This is a genomic window from Microbacterium sp. GXF7504 (assembly GCF_054798235.1).
Genome location: NZ_JBSJZI010000002.1, coordinates 1 through 18302 on the forward strand (window position 1 = coordinate 1; position 18302 = coordinate 18302).

Annotated in this window: 19 protein-coding genes, 1 tRNA gene and 1 rRNA gene; 17 read left to right on the top strand and 4 right to left on the bottom strand. The window is 72.4% G+C overall.

Features of this window, described 5'->3' with window-relative positions; genetic code table 11:
* From rrf to ACWAUO_RS04115, 16 genes are all read left to right on the top strand, one after another.
* Window positions 1-80 (top strand): 5S ribosomal RNA (rrf, locus tag ACWAUO_RS04040); the annotation flags it as partial.
* Window positions 81-176: 96 nt separating this feature from the next.
* Window positions 177-353, top strand: coding sequence for a hypothetical protein (locus ACWAUO_RS04045; protein WP_460773296.1), 177 nt, complete (start codon window positions 177-179; stop codon window positions 351-353).
* Window positions 350-1150, top strand: coding sequence for a TlyA family RNA methyltransferase (locus ACWAUO_RS04050; RefSeq protein WP_460773298.1), 801 nt, complete (start codon window positions 350-352; stop codon window positions 1148-1150). Before ACWAUO_RS04045 ends, ACWAUO_RS04050 begins: the two co-directional genes overlap by 4 nt.
* Window positions 1147-2082: an NAD kinase gene (locus ACWAUO_RS04055; RefSeq protein WP_460773299.1), complete on the top strand. Its 936-nt coding sequence runs from the start codon at window positions 1147-1149 to the stop codon at window positions 2080-2082. Before ACWAUO_RS04050 ends, ACWAUO_RS04055 begins: the two co-directional genes overlap by 4 nt.
* Window positions 2079-3770, top strand: coding sequence for a DNA repair protein RecN (recN, locus tag ACWAUO_RS04060; protein WP_460773301.1), 1692 nt, complete (start codon window positions 2079-2081; stop codon window positions 3768-3770). The genes ACWAUO_RS04055 and recN overlap by 4 nt, the downstream gene beginning before the upstream one ends.
* Before the next feature lie 14 nt (window positions 3771-3784).
* The gene (locus ACWAUO_RS04065; RefSeq protein WP_460773302.1) at window positions 3785-5494 is read left to right on the top strand and encodes a CTP synthase; all 1710 of its coding nucleotides are present in this window, start codon (window positions 3785-3787) and stop codon (window positions 5492-5494) included.
* Complete coding sequence (locus ACWAUO_RS04070; RefSeq protein ID WP_460773304.1) at window positions 5491-6081, top strand: NUDIX domain-containing protein; 591 nt, start codon at window positions 5491-5493, stop codon at window positions 6079-6081. The genes ACWAUO_RS04065 and ACWAUO_RS04070 overlap by 4 nt, the downstream gene beginning before the upstream one ends.
* Window position 6082: 1 nt before the next feature.
* Window positions 6083-7006 carry a site-specific tyrosine recombinase XerD gene (gene xerD, locus ACWAUO_RS04075; protein WP_460773305.1) on the top strand — a complete coding sequence of 308 codons (924 nt, stop codon included), beginning with the start codon at window positions 6083-6085 and terminating at the stop codon, window positions 7004-7006.
* Window positions 7007-7167: 161 nt separating this feature from the next.
* Entirely contained in the window at window positions 7168-8001 is an 834-nt protein-coding gene (locus ACWAUO_RS04080; protein ID WP_460774347.1) for a ParA family protein, read from the top strand.
* Window positions 7985-8845: a segregation and condensation protein A gene (locus ACWAUO_RS04085; RefSeq protein WP_460773307.1), complete on the top strand. Its 861-nt coding sequence runs from the start codon at window positions 7985-7987 to the stop codon at window positions 8843-8845. The genes ACWAUO_RS04080 and ACWAUO_RS04085 overlap by 17 nt, the downstream gene beginning before the upstream one ends.
* Window positions 8835-9407 (top strand): SMC-Scp complex subunit ScpB, encoded by a 573-nt coding sequence (gene scpB, locus ACWAUO_RS04090; RefSeq protein WP_460773308.1) that lies wholly within the window; start codon window positions 8835-8837, stop codon window positions 9405-9407. Before ACWAUO_RS04085 ends, scpB begins: the two co-directional genes overlap by 11 nt.
* The gene (locus ACWAUO_RS04095; protein WP_460773310.1) at window positions 9404-10180 is read left to right on the top strand and encodes a pseudouridine synthase; all 777 of its coding nucleotides are present in this window, start codon (window positions 9404-9406) and stop codon (window positions 10178-10180) included. Before scpB ends, ACWAUO_RS04095 begins: the two co-directional genes overlap by 4 nt.
* Window positions 10181-10188: 8 nt before the next feature.
* A complete protein-coding gene (locus ACWAUO_RS04100) occupies window positions 10189-11310 on the top strand; it encodes a prephenate dehydrogenase (RefSeq protein ID WP_460773311.1) in 1122 nt (373 codons plus the stop codon).
* Complete coding sequence (cmk, locus tag ACWAUO_RS04105; protein ID WP_460773313.1) at window positions 11303-12001, top strand: (d)CMP kinase; 699 nt, start codon at window positions 11303-11305, stop codon at window positions 11999-12001. The genes ACWAUO_RS04100 and cmk overlap by 8 nt, the downstream gene beginning before the upstream one ends.
* Complete coding sequence (der, locus tag ACWAUO_RS04110) at window positions 11991-13514, top strand: ribosome biogenesis GTPase Der (protein ID WP_460773314.1); 1524 nt, start codon at window positions 11991-11993, stop codon at window positions 13512-13514. The genes cmk and der overlap by 11 nt, the downstream gene beginning before the upstream one ends.
* Before the next feature lie 50 nt (window positions 13515-13564).
* Entirely contained in the window at window positions 13565-14464 is a 900-nt protein-coding gene (locus ACWAUO_RS04115; protein WP_460773316.1) for an NUDIX domain-containing protein, read from the top strand.
* A gap of 266 nt (window positions 14465-14730) precedes the next feature.
* Here ACWAUO_RS04115 and ACWAUO_RS04120 read toward each other — a convergent pair whose 3' ends face one another.
* From ACWAUO_RS04120 to ACWAUO_RS04130, 3 genes are read right to left on the bottom strand one after another with little or no spacing between them, the layout of a single operon-like run.
* Window positions 14731-15111 (bottom strand): RNA-binding S4 domain-containing protein, encoded by a 381-nt coding sequence (locus tag ACWAUO_RS04120; RefSeq protein ID WP_460773318.1) that lies wholly within the window; start codon window positions 15109-15111, stop codon window positions 14731-14733.
* On the bottom strand, window positions 15108-15824 hold the full coding sequence (locus ACWAUO_RS04125) for a lysoplasmalogenase family protein (protein WP_460773320.1): 717 nt from the start codon (window positions 15822-15824) through the stop codon (window positions 15108-15110). Before ACWAUO_RS04125 ends, ACWAUO_RS04120 begins: the two co-directional genes overlap by 4 nt.
* The gene (locus ACWAUO_RS04130; protein ID WP_460773321.1) at window positions 15821-16426 is read right to left on the bottom strand and encodes a GNAT family N-acetyltransferase; all 606 of its coding nucleotides are present in this window, start codon (window positions 16424-16426) and stop codon (window positions 15821-15823) included. Before ACWAUO_RS04130 ends, ACWAUO_RS04125 begins: the two co-directional genes overlap by 4 nt.
* A 197-nt stretch (window positions 16427-16623) precedes the next feature.
* Between ACWAUO_RS04130 and ACWAUO_RS04135 the strand changes: the two genes are divergently transcribed.
* Window positions 16624-16697, top strand: a tRNA-Pro gene (locus tag ACWAUO_RS04135).
* A gap of 55 nt (window positions 16698-16752) precedes the next feature.
* Here the strand turns inward: ACWAUO_RS04135 and ACWAUO_RS04140 are convergent.
* Window positions 16753-18045 (bottom strand): glycosyltransferase, encoded by a 1293-nt coding sequence (locus tag ACWAUO_RS04140; protein WP_460773322.1) that lies wholly within the window; start codon window positions 18043-18045, stop codon window positions 16753-16755.
* Window positions 18046-18302 lie beyond the last annotated feature (257 nt).

The window sequence follows — 18302 nt, forward strand, 5'->3', positions numbered from 1 at the left end:
TTCCGAACCCGGAAGCTAAGCCTCTCAGCGCCGATGGTACTGCAGGGGGGACCCTGTGGGAGAGTAGGACACCGCCGAACTTCTTTCGTGAAAGAGCCATCCCAACGCTGGGATGGCTCTTTCTCGTTAACGCGCTACGCCGCCGGGCGTCGGGCCCCTCGCGTATCCTGGAGGGCATGTCCAGCGACGCCCCCGAGCCCGCGCCCGGCGCACCCGGCCAGTCCGCAGCCGACGGCCTGCTGCCGGCGCTCGAGGTGATCGAGCAGCAGCCGCTGGCCCAGCGCGCCGCCGGTTACGCCGCCCTGCTGGACGAACTCACGCAGCGCCTCGACTCGTCGCCCGCGCAGGCATGACGCCGCGCCTCGACGCCGAACTCGCGGCACGGGGTCTCGCGCGATCCCGGACCCACGCGTCCACGCTGATCGCCGACGGCCTCGTCACGGTGAACGGCCGCTCCGTCGTCAAAGCCTCCGCATCCGTCGCCCCTGACGACGAACTGCTGGTCGCCGGGGCCGACCACTACGTCAGCCGTGGGGCCCACAAGCTGCTCGCCGCCCTCGACGCCTTCGGGATCGACGTCGCCGGCCGCCTCGCCCTGGACATGGGTGCCTCGACGGGCGGGTTCACCCAGGTGCTCCGGGAACGCGGTGCGGAGCGCGTCCTCGCCGTCGACGTCGGTCATGGCCAGCTCGCGCCGGCGATCGCCGAGGACCCCGGCGTGGTCCCGGTCGAGGGCTTCAACGTCCGCTTCATGACGCCGGAGTCGCTGCGCGGCGCCACCGGCGTCGCCGAACGGCCCGCCGTCATCACGGGGGACCTCTCGTTCATCTCGCTGCAGCACGTGCTGCCCGCCGTCCGCGCGGTCGTATCCGACGACGCCGACGTCGTGCTGCTGATCAAGCCCCAGTTCGAGGTCGGTCGCACGGCCGTGCGCGGTGGGCTCGTCACCGACCCGGTGCTCCGGGCGGAGGCGGTCGAGACCGTGCTGTGGTCCGCCTGGGATCAGGGCCTGCGTACGCGCGGTGTCTGCGGCTCCCCGCTGCCGGGCACCCACGGGAACGTGGAATACCTGGCCTGGTTCGGCGTGGACCAGGGGAGCAGTCCGACAGAATGGATGGCGACGGTCCGACGAGTGACGGGAACGGAATGAACGGCGACGAGCGGCACATCCTCGTGGTGGCGCACGCGCGCCGCGATGACACCGTCGACGCCGCGCAGCGGGTGATCACCGCCCTCCAGGCGGCGGGCGCACTGCCCGTCCTCGCCGCGGACGACCGGGACGAGCTCAGCGCCTTCGTGCCGGAGTACGCGGCGCTGCCGGCGCTCGGCGTCGACGTCGACCCGACCGACATCGAACTCGCGATCGTGCTCGGCGGCGACGGCACGATCCTCCGCGCCGCCGAACTCGTCCGCCCCGGCTCCGCGCCCGTGCTCGGCATCAACATGGGGCACGTCGGCTTCCTCGCCGAGAGCGAACGCGACGACATGGACGAGGCCGTGGCCCGCGCCGTCGCCAGGGACTACCGCGTGGAGGAGCGGCTCGCGCTGTCGGTGCGGGTGAAGGACGCCGCAGGTAACGTCATCTACGAGACCTGGGCGCTGAACGAGGCCACCGTCGAGAAGGCGAGCCGCGAGCGGATGCTGGAGGTGGTCATCGAGATCGACGCCCGGCCGCTTTCGAGCTTCGGCTGCGACGGCGTCGTGGTCGCGACCCCCACCGGGTCCACCGCGTACAACTTCTCCGCCGGAGGGCCGGTCATCTGGCCCACCGTGGAGGCGATCGCGGTCGTGCCGCTGTCGGCGCACGCGCTGTTCGCGAAGCCCCTCGTCGTCGGTCCGGAGGCCGCGGTCGCGATCGAGCTCCTCGCGCGGACGGACGGCACCGGCATCCTCTGGTGCGACGGCCGCCGCTCGCACGAGCTGCCGCCCGGTGCGCGTGTGGTCGTGCGTCGCTCAGCGCAGCCGGTGCGGCTGGCCCGGCTCCACCCGTCCGCGTTCACCGAGCGGCTCGTGCAGAAGTTCCACCTGCCCGTCGCGGGGTGGCGCGGCCCCGACACCACGCCCGGAGGTGCCCGCCCGTGATCGAGGAGATGCGGCTCCGCGACCTCGGGGTGATCGCCGAGGCCACCCTGCCGATCGGCCCCGGCTTCACGGCCATCACGGGTGAGACCGGTGCAGGCAAGACCATGGTCGTCGCCGGCCTCGGGCTGCTGCTCGGTCAGCGTGCGGACTCCGGCGCGGTGCGCTCCGGCGCTGCGCAGGCGGTCGTCGACGGCGTCTGGGTCGTCCCCGAGGAGGGTCCGGTCGCCGACCGCGTGGCCGAGGCCGGGGGAGATCTCGACCCCATCGGCGACGGTCGCGCCGAACTGCTCCTCGGGCGCACCCTCACCGCCGAGGGCCGCAGCCGTGCGTCCGTCGGCGGCCGCGCCGCGCCCGCGGGGGTGCTCGCCGACCTCGCCGACCACCTCGTCGTCGTCCACGGGCAGTCCGACCAGCTCCGCCTGCGTTCCGCCGGCGCGCAGCGCGACGCGCTCGACCGGTTCGCGGGGGAGCCGGTGGCATCCGCCGCCGCGCTGTACCGCGAGGCCTTCGACCGCGCCCGGGCGATCGCCGCCGAACTCGACGAACTCACCCGGACGCGGGACGACCGGATGCGGGAGGCGCAGGAGCTGCGCGAGGCACTCGAGCTCATCGAGGCGGCCGACCCGCAGCCAGGGGAGGACGAGGAGCTCGCCGCGCGGGCCGAGCGTCTCGCGAACGTCGAGGAGCTCCGTGCCGGGGCGGCTCTCGCCCATGCTGCGCTGTCCGCCGAGGACGACGCGCCCGACGTCGTGACCCTCCTCGCCGAGGCGCGCCGAGCCCTCGAACGGCTCACCGACCCGGCCCTCGCGGAGCTCTCCGATCAGGTCGCCGAACTCGGCTACCGCGCGACCGACCTCGCCACGGCCCTGGCCGGCTACCTCGCCGACCTCGACGACGCCGGGCCGCACGAACTCGCCGCCGTCCAGGAGCGGCAGGCCGCACTCGGTGCGCTCATCCGCGCGCACGGCAGCATCGACGCCGCCCTCGAGCTCGCCCGCGACGGCGCGCTCCGCCTCGCGGAACTCGAGGACGACGGCTCCCGCGTGGAACGGCTCGAGGCCGAGCTGACCGAGGCGCGCGAGCGGCTCGACCGTGCAGCCGACGCGCTCACCGCGGCGCGCACCGAGGCCGCCCATCGGCTCGGGGCGGCGGTGAGCGCGGAACTCCACGCGCTCGCACTGCCCGACGCGCGTGTCGAGGTGGCGGTCACCCCCGCCGCCGAAACCGCCGCGGGCCGGGACGACGTCGCGATCCTCCTCGCTCCGCATCCGGGTGCCGAGCTCAGACCCGTGGCGAAGACCGCGTCGGGCGGTGAGCTCAGCCGTGTCATGCTCGCGATCGAGGTCGTCATCGCCGGCACCGACCCGGTGCCGACGTTCGTCTTCGACGAGGTCGACGCCGGCATCGGCGGCAAGGCCGCCATCGAGGTCGGCCGGCGCCTGTCGACCCTCGCCCGCAACGCCCAGGTCATCGCCGTGACCCATCTCGCGCAGGTCGCGGCCTTCGCCGACAACCACCTCACCGTGCTGAAGCAGAGCGACGGCTCGGTCACCGCCTCCAGCGTCCGTGCCCTCACGGGTGCCGACCGCGAGGCGGAGATGGCGCGGCTGCTGTCGGGTCTTCCCGACTCCGACGCCGCCCTCGAACACGCGCGGGAACTCCTCGCGCTCGCCCACCCCGGCCACTGATAGGATGGAAGCCCGTGACGAACTCTTCTGGATCAGGTCTCCACGGCAACCTCGACGACACCACCAAGCACATCTTCGTGACCGGAGGTGTCGTCTCTTCGTTGGGCAAGGGATTGACCGCCGCCAGTCTCGGCAACCTGCTCACCGCGCGCGGTCTGCGCGTGGTCATGCAGAAGCTTGACCCCTACCTGAACGTCGACCCCGGGACGATGAACCCGTTCCAGCACGGCGAGGTCTTCGTCACGGACGACGGCGCTGAGACCGACCTCGACATCGGCCACTACGAGCGCTTCCTCGACATCGAGCTGAGCCAGGCGGCCAACGTCACCACCGGGCAGATCTACTCGCAGGTCATCGCCAAGGAGCGCCGGGGCGAGTACCTCGGCGACACCGTGCAGGTCATCCCGCACATCACCGACGAGATCAAGCGACGGATGCGGCTGCAGGCCGACGAGCAGCCTCGCCCCGACGTCATCATCACCGAGATCGGCGGCACGGTCGGTGACATCGAGTCGCAGCCGTTCATCGAGTCGGCGCGCCAGATCCGTCACGAACTCGGCCGGAACAACGTGTTCTTCGTGCACGTCTCGCTCGTGCCGTTCATGGGCGCCTCCGGCGAGCAGAAGACCAAGCCCACCCAGCACTCGGTGCAGGCGCTGCGCCAGATCGGCATCCAGCCCGACGCGCTCGTGCTGCGCAGCGACCGCCCCGTCACCGAGTCGAACAAGCGCAAGATCGCGCTCATGTGCGACGTCGACGAGGCCGCGGTGGTGAACGCGGTGGACGTCCCCTCGATCTACGACATCCCGACCATGCTGAACGAGCAGGGCCTGGACGACTACATCGTCCGCGCGCTCGGCCTCGGCAAGGCGGCCGCGGTCGACTGGTCGCGCTGGCAGAAGGTGCTGAACGCCGTCCACAACCCGAAGCACGAGGTCACCATCGGCCTGGTCGGCAAGTACATCGACCTCCCCGACGCCTACCTGTCGGTGACCGAGGCGCTGAAGGCCGGCGGCTTCGCGCAGGAGACCCACGTGAAGATCACGTGGATCCCGTCCGACACCTGCGAGACCCCGGAAGGCGCTGCGAAGGCGCTGGCCGACGTCGACGGCATCATCGTGCCGGGCGGCTTCGGCATCCGCGGCATCGAGGGCAAGCTCGGCGCGCTGAAGTTCGCGCGCGAGCAGGGCATCCCGACGCTCGGCATCTGCCTCGGCCTGCAGTGCATGGTCATCGAGTACGCGCGGAACGTCGCGGGGCTCCCGGGCGCCTCGTCGAGCGAGTTCGACCCCGACACCGAGTTCCCGGTCATCGCCACGATGGCCGAGCAGGTCGACATCCTCGCCGGCGGCGACCTGGGCGGCACCATGCGGCTCGGCCTGTACGAGGCCGCGCTCGCTGAGGGCTCGATCGCCGCCGAGGTCTACGGCGCCGATCGCGCCTCGGAACGGCACCGTCACCGCTACGAGGTGAACAACGCCTACCGTGCGCAGATCGCGGACGCGGGGCTCGTGTTCTCTGGCATCAACCCCGACCTCGACCTCGTCGAGTACGTCGAGCTGCCTCGCGACGTGCACCCGTACTACATCGCCACGCAGGCCCACCCTGAGCTCCGCTCGCGCCCGACCTCGGCCCACCCGCTGTTCCGCGGGCTCATCGGGGCGGCGCTGGAGCGTCACCGCTCGAGCGAGCTGTTCGAGGTCGAGGAAGCCGCGGCGCAGTGACCGACGCGCCCGCCGAGCAGCTGCGGGACGAGCCGGTCGTCGCCGACGTCGTCTCCAGCGAACTCGTGTACACCGGTGCGGTGTGGGAGGTCCGCGACGACACGGTGCGCTACAACGGCGGCAGCATCCGGCGGCAGTACGTCGCCCACCCGGGTGCCGCCGCGGTGATCGCGCTCGACGCGGACGGGCGGGTGCTGCTCATCCAGCAGTACCGCCACCCGATCCGCCACCGCGACTGGGAGGTGCCCGCCGGGCTCCTCGACGTCGACGGCGAGTCGCCCCTGGACACCGCCCGCCGTGAGCTCGCCGAGGAGGCCGACCTGTCGGCCGACCGGTGGGACGAACTGGTGAGCGTGTTCACCACGCCCGGTGGCAACGACGAGGTCGTGCACATCTTCCTCGCCCGTGGGCTCCACCCGGTGGGGGAGGCGTTCGCGCGCGAGGACGAGGAGGCCGACATGCGGCTCGAGTGGGTGCCGCTGGCCGACGCGGTCGACGCGGTGATGGCGGGACGGATGCGCAACGGCATCCTCGCGACCGGCGTGCTGGCCGTGGCGGAGCGGCTGAGGCGCGACGCGGAGGCCTGACGTGCGGCTCGACCGTGCCGTGGACGTGTACCTGCGTCACGTCGCGATCGAGCGCGGGCTCGCCGACCACACGGTCGACGCGTACCGTCGCGACCTCGCCGGCTACCTCGACTGGCTCACCGCGCAGGGTGTCGAGGACACCGGCGCGGTGACGCCCGCGCACGTCACCGGGTTCGCGGCGGAGCGCGCGTCCGCGTCCCCGCCGCCGGCGGCCTCCAGCATCGCCCGGCTGCAGTCCTCGGTGCGGGGGCTGCACCGGTTCCTCGTGCGCGAGGGCATCACCGATGTCGACCCCACCGCGCGGCTGCGCCCGCCGAAGCTGCCGCAGCGACTGCCGAAGGCGCTGACGATCGAGCAGGTGCAGGCGCTGCTCGACGCGGCCGGGCCGGAGCCCGGCACCGACGCGCCGGGCGACCCCGCCGCGCTGCGCGACCGGGCGCTCGTCGAACTGCTGTACGCGACCGGCGCACGCGTCTCCGAGGTCGTGCAGCTCGACGTCGACGATCTCGCCCACGGCGACGTCCTGCGCGTGCGGGGCAAGGGCTCGAAGGAGCGCATCGTCCCGGTCGGCTCGTACGCCCGCGCCGCGGTCGACGCCTACCTGCACCGGGCGCGGCCCGCCCTCGCGCTCCGCGGCAAGGGAGGTCCCCGGCTCTTCCTCGGCGTGCGCGGCGCGCCGCTGTCGCGCCAGAGCGCCTGGGCGGTCATCCAGCGTGCCGCGGAGGTCGCCGACCTCACCGCGCACGTGTCGCCGCACACCCTCCGCCACTCCTTTGCGACCCACCTGCTGCAGGGCGGCGCCGACGTGCGCGTCGTGCAGGAACTGCTCGGTCACTCCTCGGTCGCGACCACGCAGATCTACACGCACGTCAGCGTCGACGCACTCCGCGACGTGTACGCGTCCGCCCATCCGCGGGCGCGCTGAGCCCCCGGGACGGATGCGGGCACGCCCGGGCGCGGCACGGCATCCGCGTTCCGGGCCCTGGCCTGGCTAGAATCGATGGAACGACCCGGGAGAGCAGGAGCACGGTGGCGGAGCGCGCAGGCAAGGGCACAGGGACGGCGTCCCGGAAGGACGACACCCCGATGGGGCCGACCGGACGCCCGTACCACGGCTTCCCGACCCCGCCGACGCTCGCCTCCCACGGTCCCGCCCGCATCATCGCCCTCTGCAACCAGAAGGGCGGCGTCGGCAAGACGACGACCACCATCAACCTCGCCGCATCGCTCGCCGAGTACGGGCGCAAGGTGCTCGCGGTCGACTTCGACCCGCAGGGCGCGCTGTCGGCGGGTCTCGGCATCCCGACCCACGACATCCCCACGGTGTACGACCTGCTGCTGGACACCAAGCGCGACGCGCACGAGGCCATCGTGCACAGCGCGGTCGAGAACCTCGACGTGCTGCCGGCCAACATCGACCTCTCCGCCGCCGAGGTGCACCTGGTCAACGAGGTCGCCCGCGAGACGATCCTCGCCCGCGTGCTCCGGCAGGTGGCGGGGGAGTACGACGTCATCCTCATCGACTGCCAGCCCTCGCTGGGCCTGCTCACCGTGAACGCGCTCACCGCGAGCCACGGCGTGCTCATCCCGCTCGAGTGTGAGTTCTTCGCCCTCCGCGGCGTCGCCCTCCTCATCGAGACGATCGACAAGGTGCGCGACCGGCTGAACCCCGCCATCACCCTGGACGGCGTGCTCGCGACGATGTATGACCCGCGCACGCTCCATTCCCGCGAGGTGCTGGAACGGGTGGTCGAGGCGTTCGGCGACGACGTGCTCGAGACCGTCATCGGCCGCACCGTGAAGTTCCCCGACGCGTCGGTGTCGGGCATGCCCATCACCCAGTTCGCGCCCGAGCACGCGGCCGCGCAGGCCTACCTGCGCCTGGCGCGGGAGCTGGTCGCCCGTGGCGCCGTCGCCTGACGAAGGCGGAACCCCGCCGGAGGCGGCGATGGAAGCCGCGCCCGACGGCGAAGCGCAGCAGGAGGCGGGCTTTCGCGTCTCGCTGGAGGTGTTCGACGGGCCCTTCGACCTGCTGCTGAGCCTCATCAGCAAGCACGAACTCGACATCACCGAGGTCTCGCTCAGCAAGGTGACGGACGAGTTCATCGCCTACCTGCGCGAGCTCGGCCCCGAGTCCGACCTCGACGAGGCGTCCGAGTTCCTCGTGGTCGCCGCGACCCTGCTCGACATGAAGGTCGCCGGACTCCTGCCGCAGGGTGAGCTCGTCGACGCCGAGTCGGTCGCGATCCTCGAAGCGCGCGACCTGCTGTTCGCCCGGCTCCTGCAGTACCGGGCGTTCAAGGAGGTCTCCGCCTGGTTCGCCCGATGCCTCGACCGGGAGGGACGCCGGCACACCCGCGACGTCCGCATCGACGACAAGCACCGCCGACAGGTGCCCGAACTCGTCTGGACGCTCACGCCGCAGGACTTCGCCGCACTCGCGATGGTCGCGACTGCGCCGAAGGAGATCCCGCACGTCGGGCTCGACCACCTGCACGCGCCCCTCGTCAGCATCCGCGAGCAGGCGGCCGTCGTGGTGACCCTGCTGCGCGAGCGCGGCACCCTCACCTTCCGCGAGCTCATCGCCGGGGTCACCGCCCCGGGCGTCGTCGTCGCCCGCTTCCTGTCCATCCTGGAGCTGTACCGCCACGCGGCGCTCTCGTTCGAGCAACTCGAACCGCTCGGCGAGCTGACGCTGCGCTGGAGCGCGCAGCGCTGGTCCGACGAGAACCTCGCCACCCTCGGAGCCGACTATGACCGATGACGCACCCCAGACCGAGCTCGCCCGCCGCCTCGAGGCCATCCTCTTCGTGGTCGACGAGCCGCAGAGCCTCGTGAGTCTCGCCACCGCCGTCTCGGCGCCCGTCCCCGCCGTCCGCCAGGCCGTCGAGGGACTCGTCGCCGACTACGACGGTGAGACCGGCGGCCCCCGTCGCGGGTTCGAACTGCGTGAGGTCGGCGGCGGCTGGCGGCTCTACGTCCGGGAGGACCACGACCAGCTCGTGGCCGACTTCGTGAACGCGCAGACGCCGTCGCGCCTGTCGCAGGCGGCGCTCGAGACGCTCGCGGTCATCGCGTACAAGCAGCCCGTCACCCGCGGTCAGGTCGCCTCGATCCGCGCCGTGAACGTCGACTCGGTGGTCCGCACGCTCGTCGCGCGCGGCCTCATCACCGAGGTCGGACAGGACGCCGAGACCGGCGCCATCCTGTACGGCACCACGGATGCGCTGCTCGCCCACCTGGGCATCAACTCACTGGACGAACTGCCGCCGATCTCGCCGTTGCTCGACGACGGCGCCGACGGCTTCGAGGAAGGGATCCGATGAGCGACGCGCAGACGCCGCAGCCTGAGGGCGTCCGACTGCAGAAGGTGCTCGCGAACGCGGGTGTGGCCTCGCGACGGGTCGTGGAGGACATGATCGTCGCCGGCCGCATCCGGGTGAACGGCGTGACCGTCACCGAGCTCGGCAGCCGCATCCACCCCGACCGTGACCTCGTCGACGTCGACGGCGTGGCCGTGCAGCTCGACCAGAGCAAGCGCTACGTCATGCTGAACAAGCCCACCGGCGTGGTCAGCACCATGAAGGACGAACAGGGCCGGCCCGATCTCCGCCGGTTCACGAAGGACTGGCCGGAACGCCTGTACAACGTCGGGCGGCTGGATGCCGAGACCTCGGGCCTGCTCGTCCTCACGAACGACGGGGAACTCGCGCACGTGCTCGCGCATCCCTCGTTCGGGGTGACCAAGGTGTACATCGCCCGGGTGACCGGCCGCGTGCAGCCGCAGACCATCGCGAAGCTCACCCGCGGGATCGAACTGGAGGACGGCCCGATCGCCGCGGACAAGGCTCGCCTGCTCGACTCGGGCGCCGGGTCGAGCCTGGTCGAACTCACCCTGCACTCCGGGCGCAACCGGATCGTGCGCCGCATGATGGCAGCCGTCGGTCACCCGGTGCAGGAGCTCGTCCGGCGCCAGTTCGGTCCGCTCCACCTGGGAACCCTCCCGGCGGGGCGGGCACGCGAGTTGACTACGATGGAGCGGGGCGCGCTGCTGACTCTCGCGCGCCGCGATGCGGAGCAGACTCCGCCCGCCGGCTAGGAGACCCTGTGAGCCAGACCACGATCGCGCATGAGCGGGGCGTCGCCCGTACCTCGGGCACGGTCCGCATCGTCGGCGCCGGCCTGCTCGGCGCCAGCATCGGTCACGCCCTGAGCGCACTCGGTGTCGACGTGGCGCTCGCCGACACCTCGCCTGCACAGCTGCGGCTGGCCGTCGACTACGGCGCCGGCCGGACGGCCCGCGACGGCGACGAGCCGGGACTCATCGTGGTGGCCGTGCCGCCGGACGTCGTCGCCGACGTCGTCGAGCGGGAGCTGCGCGCGTACCCGGAGGCCGTCGTCACCGACGTCGCCAGTGTCAAACTCGAGCCCTACCTGCGCCTGCGCGAACGCGGTGCGGACCTCCGCCGGTACATCGGCTCGCACCCGCTCGCCGGCCGCGAGCGCGGTGGCGCGATCGCCGCCCGCGCCGACCTGTTCGTCGGCCGCCCCTGGGTGGTGTGCCGCGACGGCGAGACCTCCGCGGCCGACCTCGCCCGCGTGGAGGGGCTCGCCCTTGACCTCGGCGCCACCCCGATCGAGATGGGCCCCGAGGAGCACGACCGCTCGGTCGCGCTCGTCTCGCACGTGCCGCAGCTGGTCGCGAGCCTCCTCGCCGGCCGCTTCGTCGGCGCACCCGAACAGGCCCTCGGCCTGGCCGGCCAGGGCGTGCGCGACACGACCCGCATCGCCGCATCCGCACCCGAACTCTGGGTGCAGATCCTCGGGGCGAACGCCGCCCCCGTCGTCGAGGTGCTCGACGCCCTCGCCGAAGACCTCGCAGCCGTCGCCGACGCGCTGCGCGCCCCCGACGCCCCCGGCGCACGCCGGGCCGTGGCCGACACCATCCGTCGCGGCAACCAGGGCGTCGAACGCCTCCCCGGCAAGCACGGTCAGAACCGTCGGTTCGAGACCGTGATCGTCCTCGTCGACGACACCCCCGGCCAGCTCGGACGCCTCTTCGGCGAACTGGGCGAGCTCGGCGTGAACGTGGAGGACCTGCGCCTCGAGCACTCGCCGGGCGCCCAGTTCGGTCTCGCCGAGATCAGCGTCGTGCCGGCTGCCGCGCAGCCCGCCGCCGAGGGCCTGACCGCACGCGGATGGAAGATTGCGAGCACCACGAATGACTGACCCACGCCCCGACGGGACGACCGTCGTCGCCGTCGACGGACCCGCCGGCAGCGGCAAGTCGTCCGTCTCGAAGGCGGTGGCACGCACCCTCGGTTACGGCTACCTCGACACCGGCGCCGCCTACCGGGCGCTCGCCTGGCACGCGCTCGACCGCGGCGTCGACACGTCCGACGCGAGCGCCGTCGTCGAGATCCTCGGCGACTTCGACTACCGGGTCTCCCTCGACCCCGACGACTTCTGGGTGCACGTCGGCGGCACCGACGTGACCGCCGCGATCCGTGAGCCCCGCGTGACCGACGCGGTCAGCGGCGTCGCCCGCATCCCGTTCGTGCGTCAGGCCGCCACCGCGCTCTTCCGGAGCCTCATGGCCGAGTCGGGCAGGCCCGGCGTCGTCGTCGAGGGCCGCGACATCACGACCGTGGTCGCGCCGGACGCGCCCGTGCGGATCCTGCTCACCGCCGCCGAGGAGGTGCGGGCCGCGCGCCGCCACGCCGAGACGGGCGGACAGGATGCCGCGACCGTCGCCGCCTCGCTGCAGCGCCGTGACGCCGCCGACGCGACGGTCTCCGAATTCATGACAGCCGCCGACGGAGTGCAGGTGGTCGACTCGACCGACCTCGACTTCGACGGCACGGTCGCGGCGGTACTCGCCGTGATCACGACCGCCCTGGAGGTGCGCGATGGGCGCTGAGGACGAATACGAAGGCGGGCCGGACCAGCTCGCCGAGAAGCTCGCAGGCATCGACGAGGCCCAGGCCGAACAGCGGGCGCAGGCCCTGCGCGCCGGGCTCGAGGACTACGACCTCGACCCGGAGGACGCCGAGCTGCTCGCCGGACTCACCGCCGGCGACGGCGTGGTGGAGTTCCTGCCGGCGCTCCCGGTCGTCGCGATCGTGGGACGGCCGAACGTGGGCAAGTCCGCGCTCGTGAACCGCATCCTCGGCCGCCGCGAGGCGGTCGTCGAGGACACCCCCGGCGTGACCCGCGACCGCGTCACCTACAAGGCCGAATGGCTCGACCGGCGCTTCTCGCTCGTCGACACCGGCGGCTGGGAGCCCGACGCCCGCGGCATCGACAAGTCCGTGGCCGCGCAGGCCGAGGTGGCCGTCGACCTCGCCGACGTCGTGCTGTTCGTCGTCGACGCGATGGTCGGTGCGACCTCCACCGACGAGCACGTCGTGAAGATGCTCCGCCGCAGCGGCAAGCCCGTGCTGCTGGTCGCCAACAAGATCGACGACGCGCGGCAGGAGCCCGAGGCGGCGGCGCTGTGGAACCTCGGCCTCGGCGAGCCGCATCCGGTCTCGGCCATCCACGGCCGCGGCGTCGCGGACCTCCTCGACAAGATCATGACGGTGCTGCCGGAGGTCTCGGCGGTCGCCAAGCACGAGATCGGCGGTCCGCGCCGCGTCGCGATCCTCGGCCGGCCGAACGTCGGCAAGTCTTCTCTGCTGAACAAGGCCGCGGGGGAGGAGCGCGTCGTCGTCAACGACCTCGCCGGCACCACCCGCGACCCGGTGGACGAGATCGTGGAGCTCGGCGGCAAGCTCTGGCGCCTCGTCGACACCGCCGGCATCCGCCGCCGCGTGCACCTGCAGCAGGGCGCGGACTTCTACGCGTCGCTGCGCACCTCTGCCGCGCTGGAGAAGGCGGAGGTCGCCGTCGTCGTGCTCGACGTGTCGCAGCCGCTCAGCGAGCAGGACGTGCGGATCATCGACATGGTGCTCGAGTCGGGACGCGCGCTCGTGCTCGCGTTCAACAAGTGGGACCTGCTGAACACCCCCGAGCTGGAGGACGCCGACCGGCGCCGCTACCTCGAGCGGGAGATCGAGCAGGACCTCGCGCACGTGTCGTGGGCGCCGCGCGTGAACATCTCCGCCCGCACCGGCCGGCACCTGGACAAGCTCGTGCCCGCCCTCGAGACCGCGCTCGAGTCCTGGGACCAGCGCATCCCGACCGGCAAGCTCAACGCGTTCCTCTCGGAGCTCGTCGCAGAGCACCCGCACCCGCTCCGCGGCGGCAAGCAGCCCCGCATCCTGTTCGGCACCCAGGCTGGCACCCGCCCGCCGACCTTCGTGCTGTTCACCACCGGGTTCCTCGACCCGGGTTACCGCCGGTTCATCCAGCGGCGCCTCCGTGAGATCTACGGCTTCGAGGGATCGCCCATCGTGGTCAACATGCGCGTGCGGGAGCGCCGCCAGCGCTGAGTGTGACGGGCGACATGCGCCCGTCACACACGGTGTGGAAGGCTGACGACGTGACGATCGAACCACCTGTCCCGGGCGAACCCCGGCGACCCGACGGCCCCCGGAACCCGGGCGACGCGTGGGTCGTCGCCCCCACCGGGGAGCGGTACTGGGGCCGGTTCGGGGCGGCGGGGCTGCTCGCGTACGACCCCGCCCGCGGCGTGCTGCTGCAGCACCGCGTCGCCTGGAGTCACTTCGGCGGCACCTGGGCGCTGCCCGGCGGCGCCCGGCACGAGGGCGAATCCGCCGTCGACGGCGCGCTCCGCGAATCCGCCGAGGAGGCGGGCGTGCCCGCGGCCGCCGTGCGCCCGGTGCTGCAGAGCGTGTTCGACCTCGGCTACTGGTCGTACGCCACCGTCGTCGCCGAGGTCGTCGCCCCGTTCGAACCCGTGATCAGCGACCCGGAGAGCCTGGAACTCGCGTGGGTGCCGGTGGACGAGGTCGACGGGTACCCGCTGCATCCCGCGTTCGCCGAGTCGTGGCGGGTACTCCGCCCGCTCCTCGAGGTGCGGCCCGTGGTGGTCGTCGACGCGGCGAACGTCGTCGGCTCGGTGCCCGACGGCTGGTGGCGCGACCGCGCCGGTGCCGCCGGACGCCTGCTCGACCGGGTCGGCGCCTGGAGCGCGGCGGGTGTCGACGGCGAGGCGCTCGGTCTCCCCGAGCGCACCTGGTACCCCGAGACCGTCGTGGTGCTCGAGGGGCAGGCGAAGGATGCGGCGACGGATGCTCCGCTGACGGTGGTCCGCGCCGAGGGTGCCGGCGACGACGAGATCGTCGCGCAGGCCGAGCGTGCCGCCGCATCCGGTGCTCCCGTCACCGTCGTGACGAGCGACCGCGGCCTCGCCGCGCGGGTCGAGGCGGCCGGCGCCGCCGTCCGCGGTACCCGCTGGCTGCTCGACCGCCTCGCGTAGCGGACGGTGCGGTGGGTGTGGATTCGCGCCGTCACCGCATCCGGAGATGTCGCGGGAATCGGAGCGTCACCGCATCGGGAGATGTCACCGGAATCGGAGCGTCACCGCATTCGGAGATGTGACGAGACTCGGATGATTCGGCGCGGACGGCGCCGAATCTCGTGAGATCCCCGAATCCCGTGACATCCCGGATCTCGTGACATCCCGAATCCCGTGAGACCCCGAATCCCGTGACGCCGGGCCGACGGCGTGACCGCCGGTAGCCGTCAGCCGTCGCGGCCGCGGAGGCGGTCGATGTCGCGGCGTTCGCGCTTGGTGGGTCGGCCCGCGCCGCGGTCCCGCACCGGCACGAACGCGGTGAGTTCCTTCGGCGGCGGGGGAGGTGTGCGGTCCTCGTACGCGGGCGCCGCGGCCTGCGCCCCGACGCGCTTGGTGAGCAGTTGCCGCACGACGAGGATGCGATCGAACCCCTGGATCCGCACCCGCAGCTCATCGCCCGCGCGCACCGGCTGCGCGGCCTTCGCGCGGTCGCCGTTCACGCGTACGTGCCCTGCCCGGCACGCAGTCGTCGCGGCGGACCGGGTCTTGTAGACGCGGATCGCCCAGAGCCACACGTCGACGCGGACGCTGCTCCCGGCATCCGTCATCGGGCCGCCTTCGCGCGCAGCAGCACGACCGCGCCCGCCGCGATGAGGCCCTGGCCGGCGCAGTACGTGATCATGACGGCCGGGCTCGTCCAGTCCGGCACCGCGTCGGGGGTGAAGATGCGGAACGCAAGGATCGAGTCCGAGGTGAGGAAGAGCGCGCCGCCGAGCGCGACCGCGGGGGTGGCGCGGGCGGCGGATGCGGCGGTGAACCCGAGGAGGATGCCGTACGCCCCGATCGCCACGAGCCACACGATGCCGTCGTCGCCGGCGAGCACCGACGGCGCGAGGATCACGAGGAGCGCGACCCACCACACGACGTAGACGGCCGCCCAGAGCGGCAGGCGTCCTCGCGCGAGGTACTTCGTGAACAGCACGATGTAGCAGACGTGCGCGAGCCCGAAGCAGGTGAGCATCATCGCGAGCTCGTCGGCGAACGGGAAGAACGTGGCGGCGCCGTCACCGAGCCACGAGAAGGCGATCGCGACGACGAGGAGGACGAGCGGTGCGCCCCACCGCATGCCCCACGCGCTGAGCACGACGCCGAGTGCGAGGAGCGGCATGAGCCCGAGCTTGGTGGGTGCGGCGACGGTCGGGTCGCCGACCGCGAGGGCGGAGACGTGCACCACGGTCAGTGCGACGAAGGGCAGGAACGCCCACAACCGTGCGGGCGTCTGTCGGGTGCGGACGGGCGCGTGATCGGCGTCGATGCTCACCCGCTCACGGTATCGCCCCCGGCCTCGGTGAGTGTGAGGGACACGACGGGCCGGTGCGGCACCCGGCGCCCGACCTCGGTGAACCCGGCTTCGAGGAACGGGCCGAGCACGCCGACGTAGAGATCGTTCACCGGCACCCGCTTCATCTCGAGGTCGTACGGATACGCCTCGACGACCCGTGCGCCGTGCTCCCGCGCGAGCGCGACCGCCCCGTCGATGAGGGTGCGCATGAGCCCGGAGCCCCGGTGCTCTCGGCGGATGGAGAAGCAGCTGATGGCCCACACGTCGGCTGCGTCCTTCGGATCGGGCGACGCGGCCCATGCGCGGGTGGCGAGCAGTCGTGGCTGGCGGATGCGTGGGCCAACCCGCACCCACCCGGCTGGTTCGCCGTCGACGAGCGCGATGAGTCCCGGGGGAGGGGATGCGGCCATCTCGTCGTGCAGCATCCGCGTCTTCTCGTCGCGGGTCGTGGTGCGGAACTCGCGGAGCGGGATCGTCCACCACTGGCATTGGCAGCCGGCGGCGTCGCCCCCGCCCGTGAACGTGTGCTCGACGTCGGCCTCGGTGCCCGGGCCTGCGGGGCGCAGTTCGATCCGTTGCATGCCGTGAGGGTACGCGCGCGCTCGGACATCCGGGAGGGGGCTGCGTCGACGTGGCGGGAACGGTGGGATGCTGCGCCGCGATGCGGCAGCATCCGCCACCCGAGCCGGACGCGACACGCGCGGTGCGCCCTGCCGCGTTCGCGGGCACGCGCCGGAGCAGGTAGGATTGTGGAGTTGCCCGCGCAGCGGGCGACTTCCGGGATGTGGCGCAGCTTGGTAGCGCACTTGACTGGGGGTCAAGGGGTCGCAGGTTCAAATCCTGTCATCCCGACCGGGAAGCGAAGAGGGTCCGCCGACATGGCGGGCCCTCTTCGCGCATCAACCGGTCACGCTGCCGGAGGAAGGCCGCGTCGCGGGAGCGCGCGCTCGAGCAGTTCGGCTGCTCGGGCGGCCCCGCCGAGCGACCGGAGCTGTGCGCCGACGCGGGCTGCGGCATCCCGGTAGGAAGCGTCCGTCGAAAGCGTGTCGAATCCCGCTGCGACCTGGGCCGGGGTGGGCGTGCCGGTCTTCAGGTTGACGGCTGCGCCGGTCCACGCGACGCGGGAGGCGGTCTCCGGCTTGTCGAGATCGCCTCCCGCGATGACGAGGGGGATACCGCGGGCGAGCATCGCGAGCGTGCCGCCCCATCCGCCGTTCGTGATGGCGACATCCACCCGCGGAAGAAGCTCGGCATACGGCAGGAGTCCTGCGACACGAGCGTTGGACGGGACCGGAACGGGCAGCTCGTCGACTCCGGCGATGCCCGTCGCCACGACCACGAGCAGGTCGTCCCGGTCGGCCAGGGCCTCGAGCGTGGGTGCGATGAGGTCGGCCGGATCGATGTTCAGCGTCCCTTGGGTGACGTGGACGACCCGGCGGCCGTCGAGGTCGTCCCACCACTCCGGCAGCGCCTGCGCCGCGGGCGGCGGCACGCCGAGCTCGCCGACGAAGTGCACGAAGCCGGGCCGGTCCGTGCGCTCGAAGTCCAGCAGGGGCGACCCGCTCGCCACGATGAGCTGCCGGGAGAACGTGACCTGCTCCATCGTGAGTCCCCGCGGCCGGAGGCCGATCGCCTCCTCCGCCCGTGCGATCGCCTTTCCGAGCGGTCTGGCGAACAGCGGTGCGGTCGCGCGGAGCGCAGCATCCCTCGCCTTGGTGATGGGGTTCCTGCCCGGCCGGAGGCCGAGTCCGGAGGGTGGCCCCTGGGGGCCGAAGAGGTTGAGCGGGGTCACCGAGATCGTCGCCCAGGGCCCGCCGTGCTGCGCGGCGTACAGCGCCGCGCCGATCGAGACGTCGTCGCCGGCGAGGAGATCCCACGGTTCATTCGCCCATTCGTCCCGCAGGTCCTGCACCTGCGCAGCAGCGGTGTCGATGAAGACGTCTTCGACGTTGACGAGGAGCTGACGGATCCCCTTCCTGCCCTGCAGCCGCGGGAACGTGGCGGCGAGGTCGTTCTCATCGAAATCCGGCGCACGGTGCCAGGGCACGAGCCGCGCGCCCGTCGACTCGACCGCGTCGCGGAACGCGGCACCCGAATAGACCCGCACGTCGTGTCCGCGTGCGATCAGTGCCGTCGCGACGGCACGGAAGGGGTTGACGTGGCCGGTGAACGGCATCGCCGAGAGCACGAAGCGCGCCATGCGACCAAGGATGCCGCACAGTGTCGGCCTCGGCTACGGCTGCGCCGCGTTCGGGCAGCATCGCGCTCGTCGATGCGTCGTATTCCTCGCGGAGGGGTTGCGTGGGCGTCCTGGATCTGGAAACTTACTTACCTGTAAGGAAGTTTTGGGGTCGATGACGACTCGCCGGGCGAGGTTGCCCGAGCACAGCGACATCGGGGGCGGTGGGTTCACCGGGATCATCCTGCGATCCCGGTGAACCCTCCACATCCGAGGAC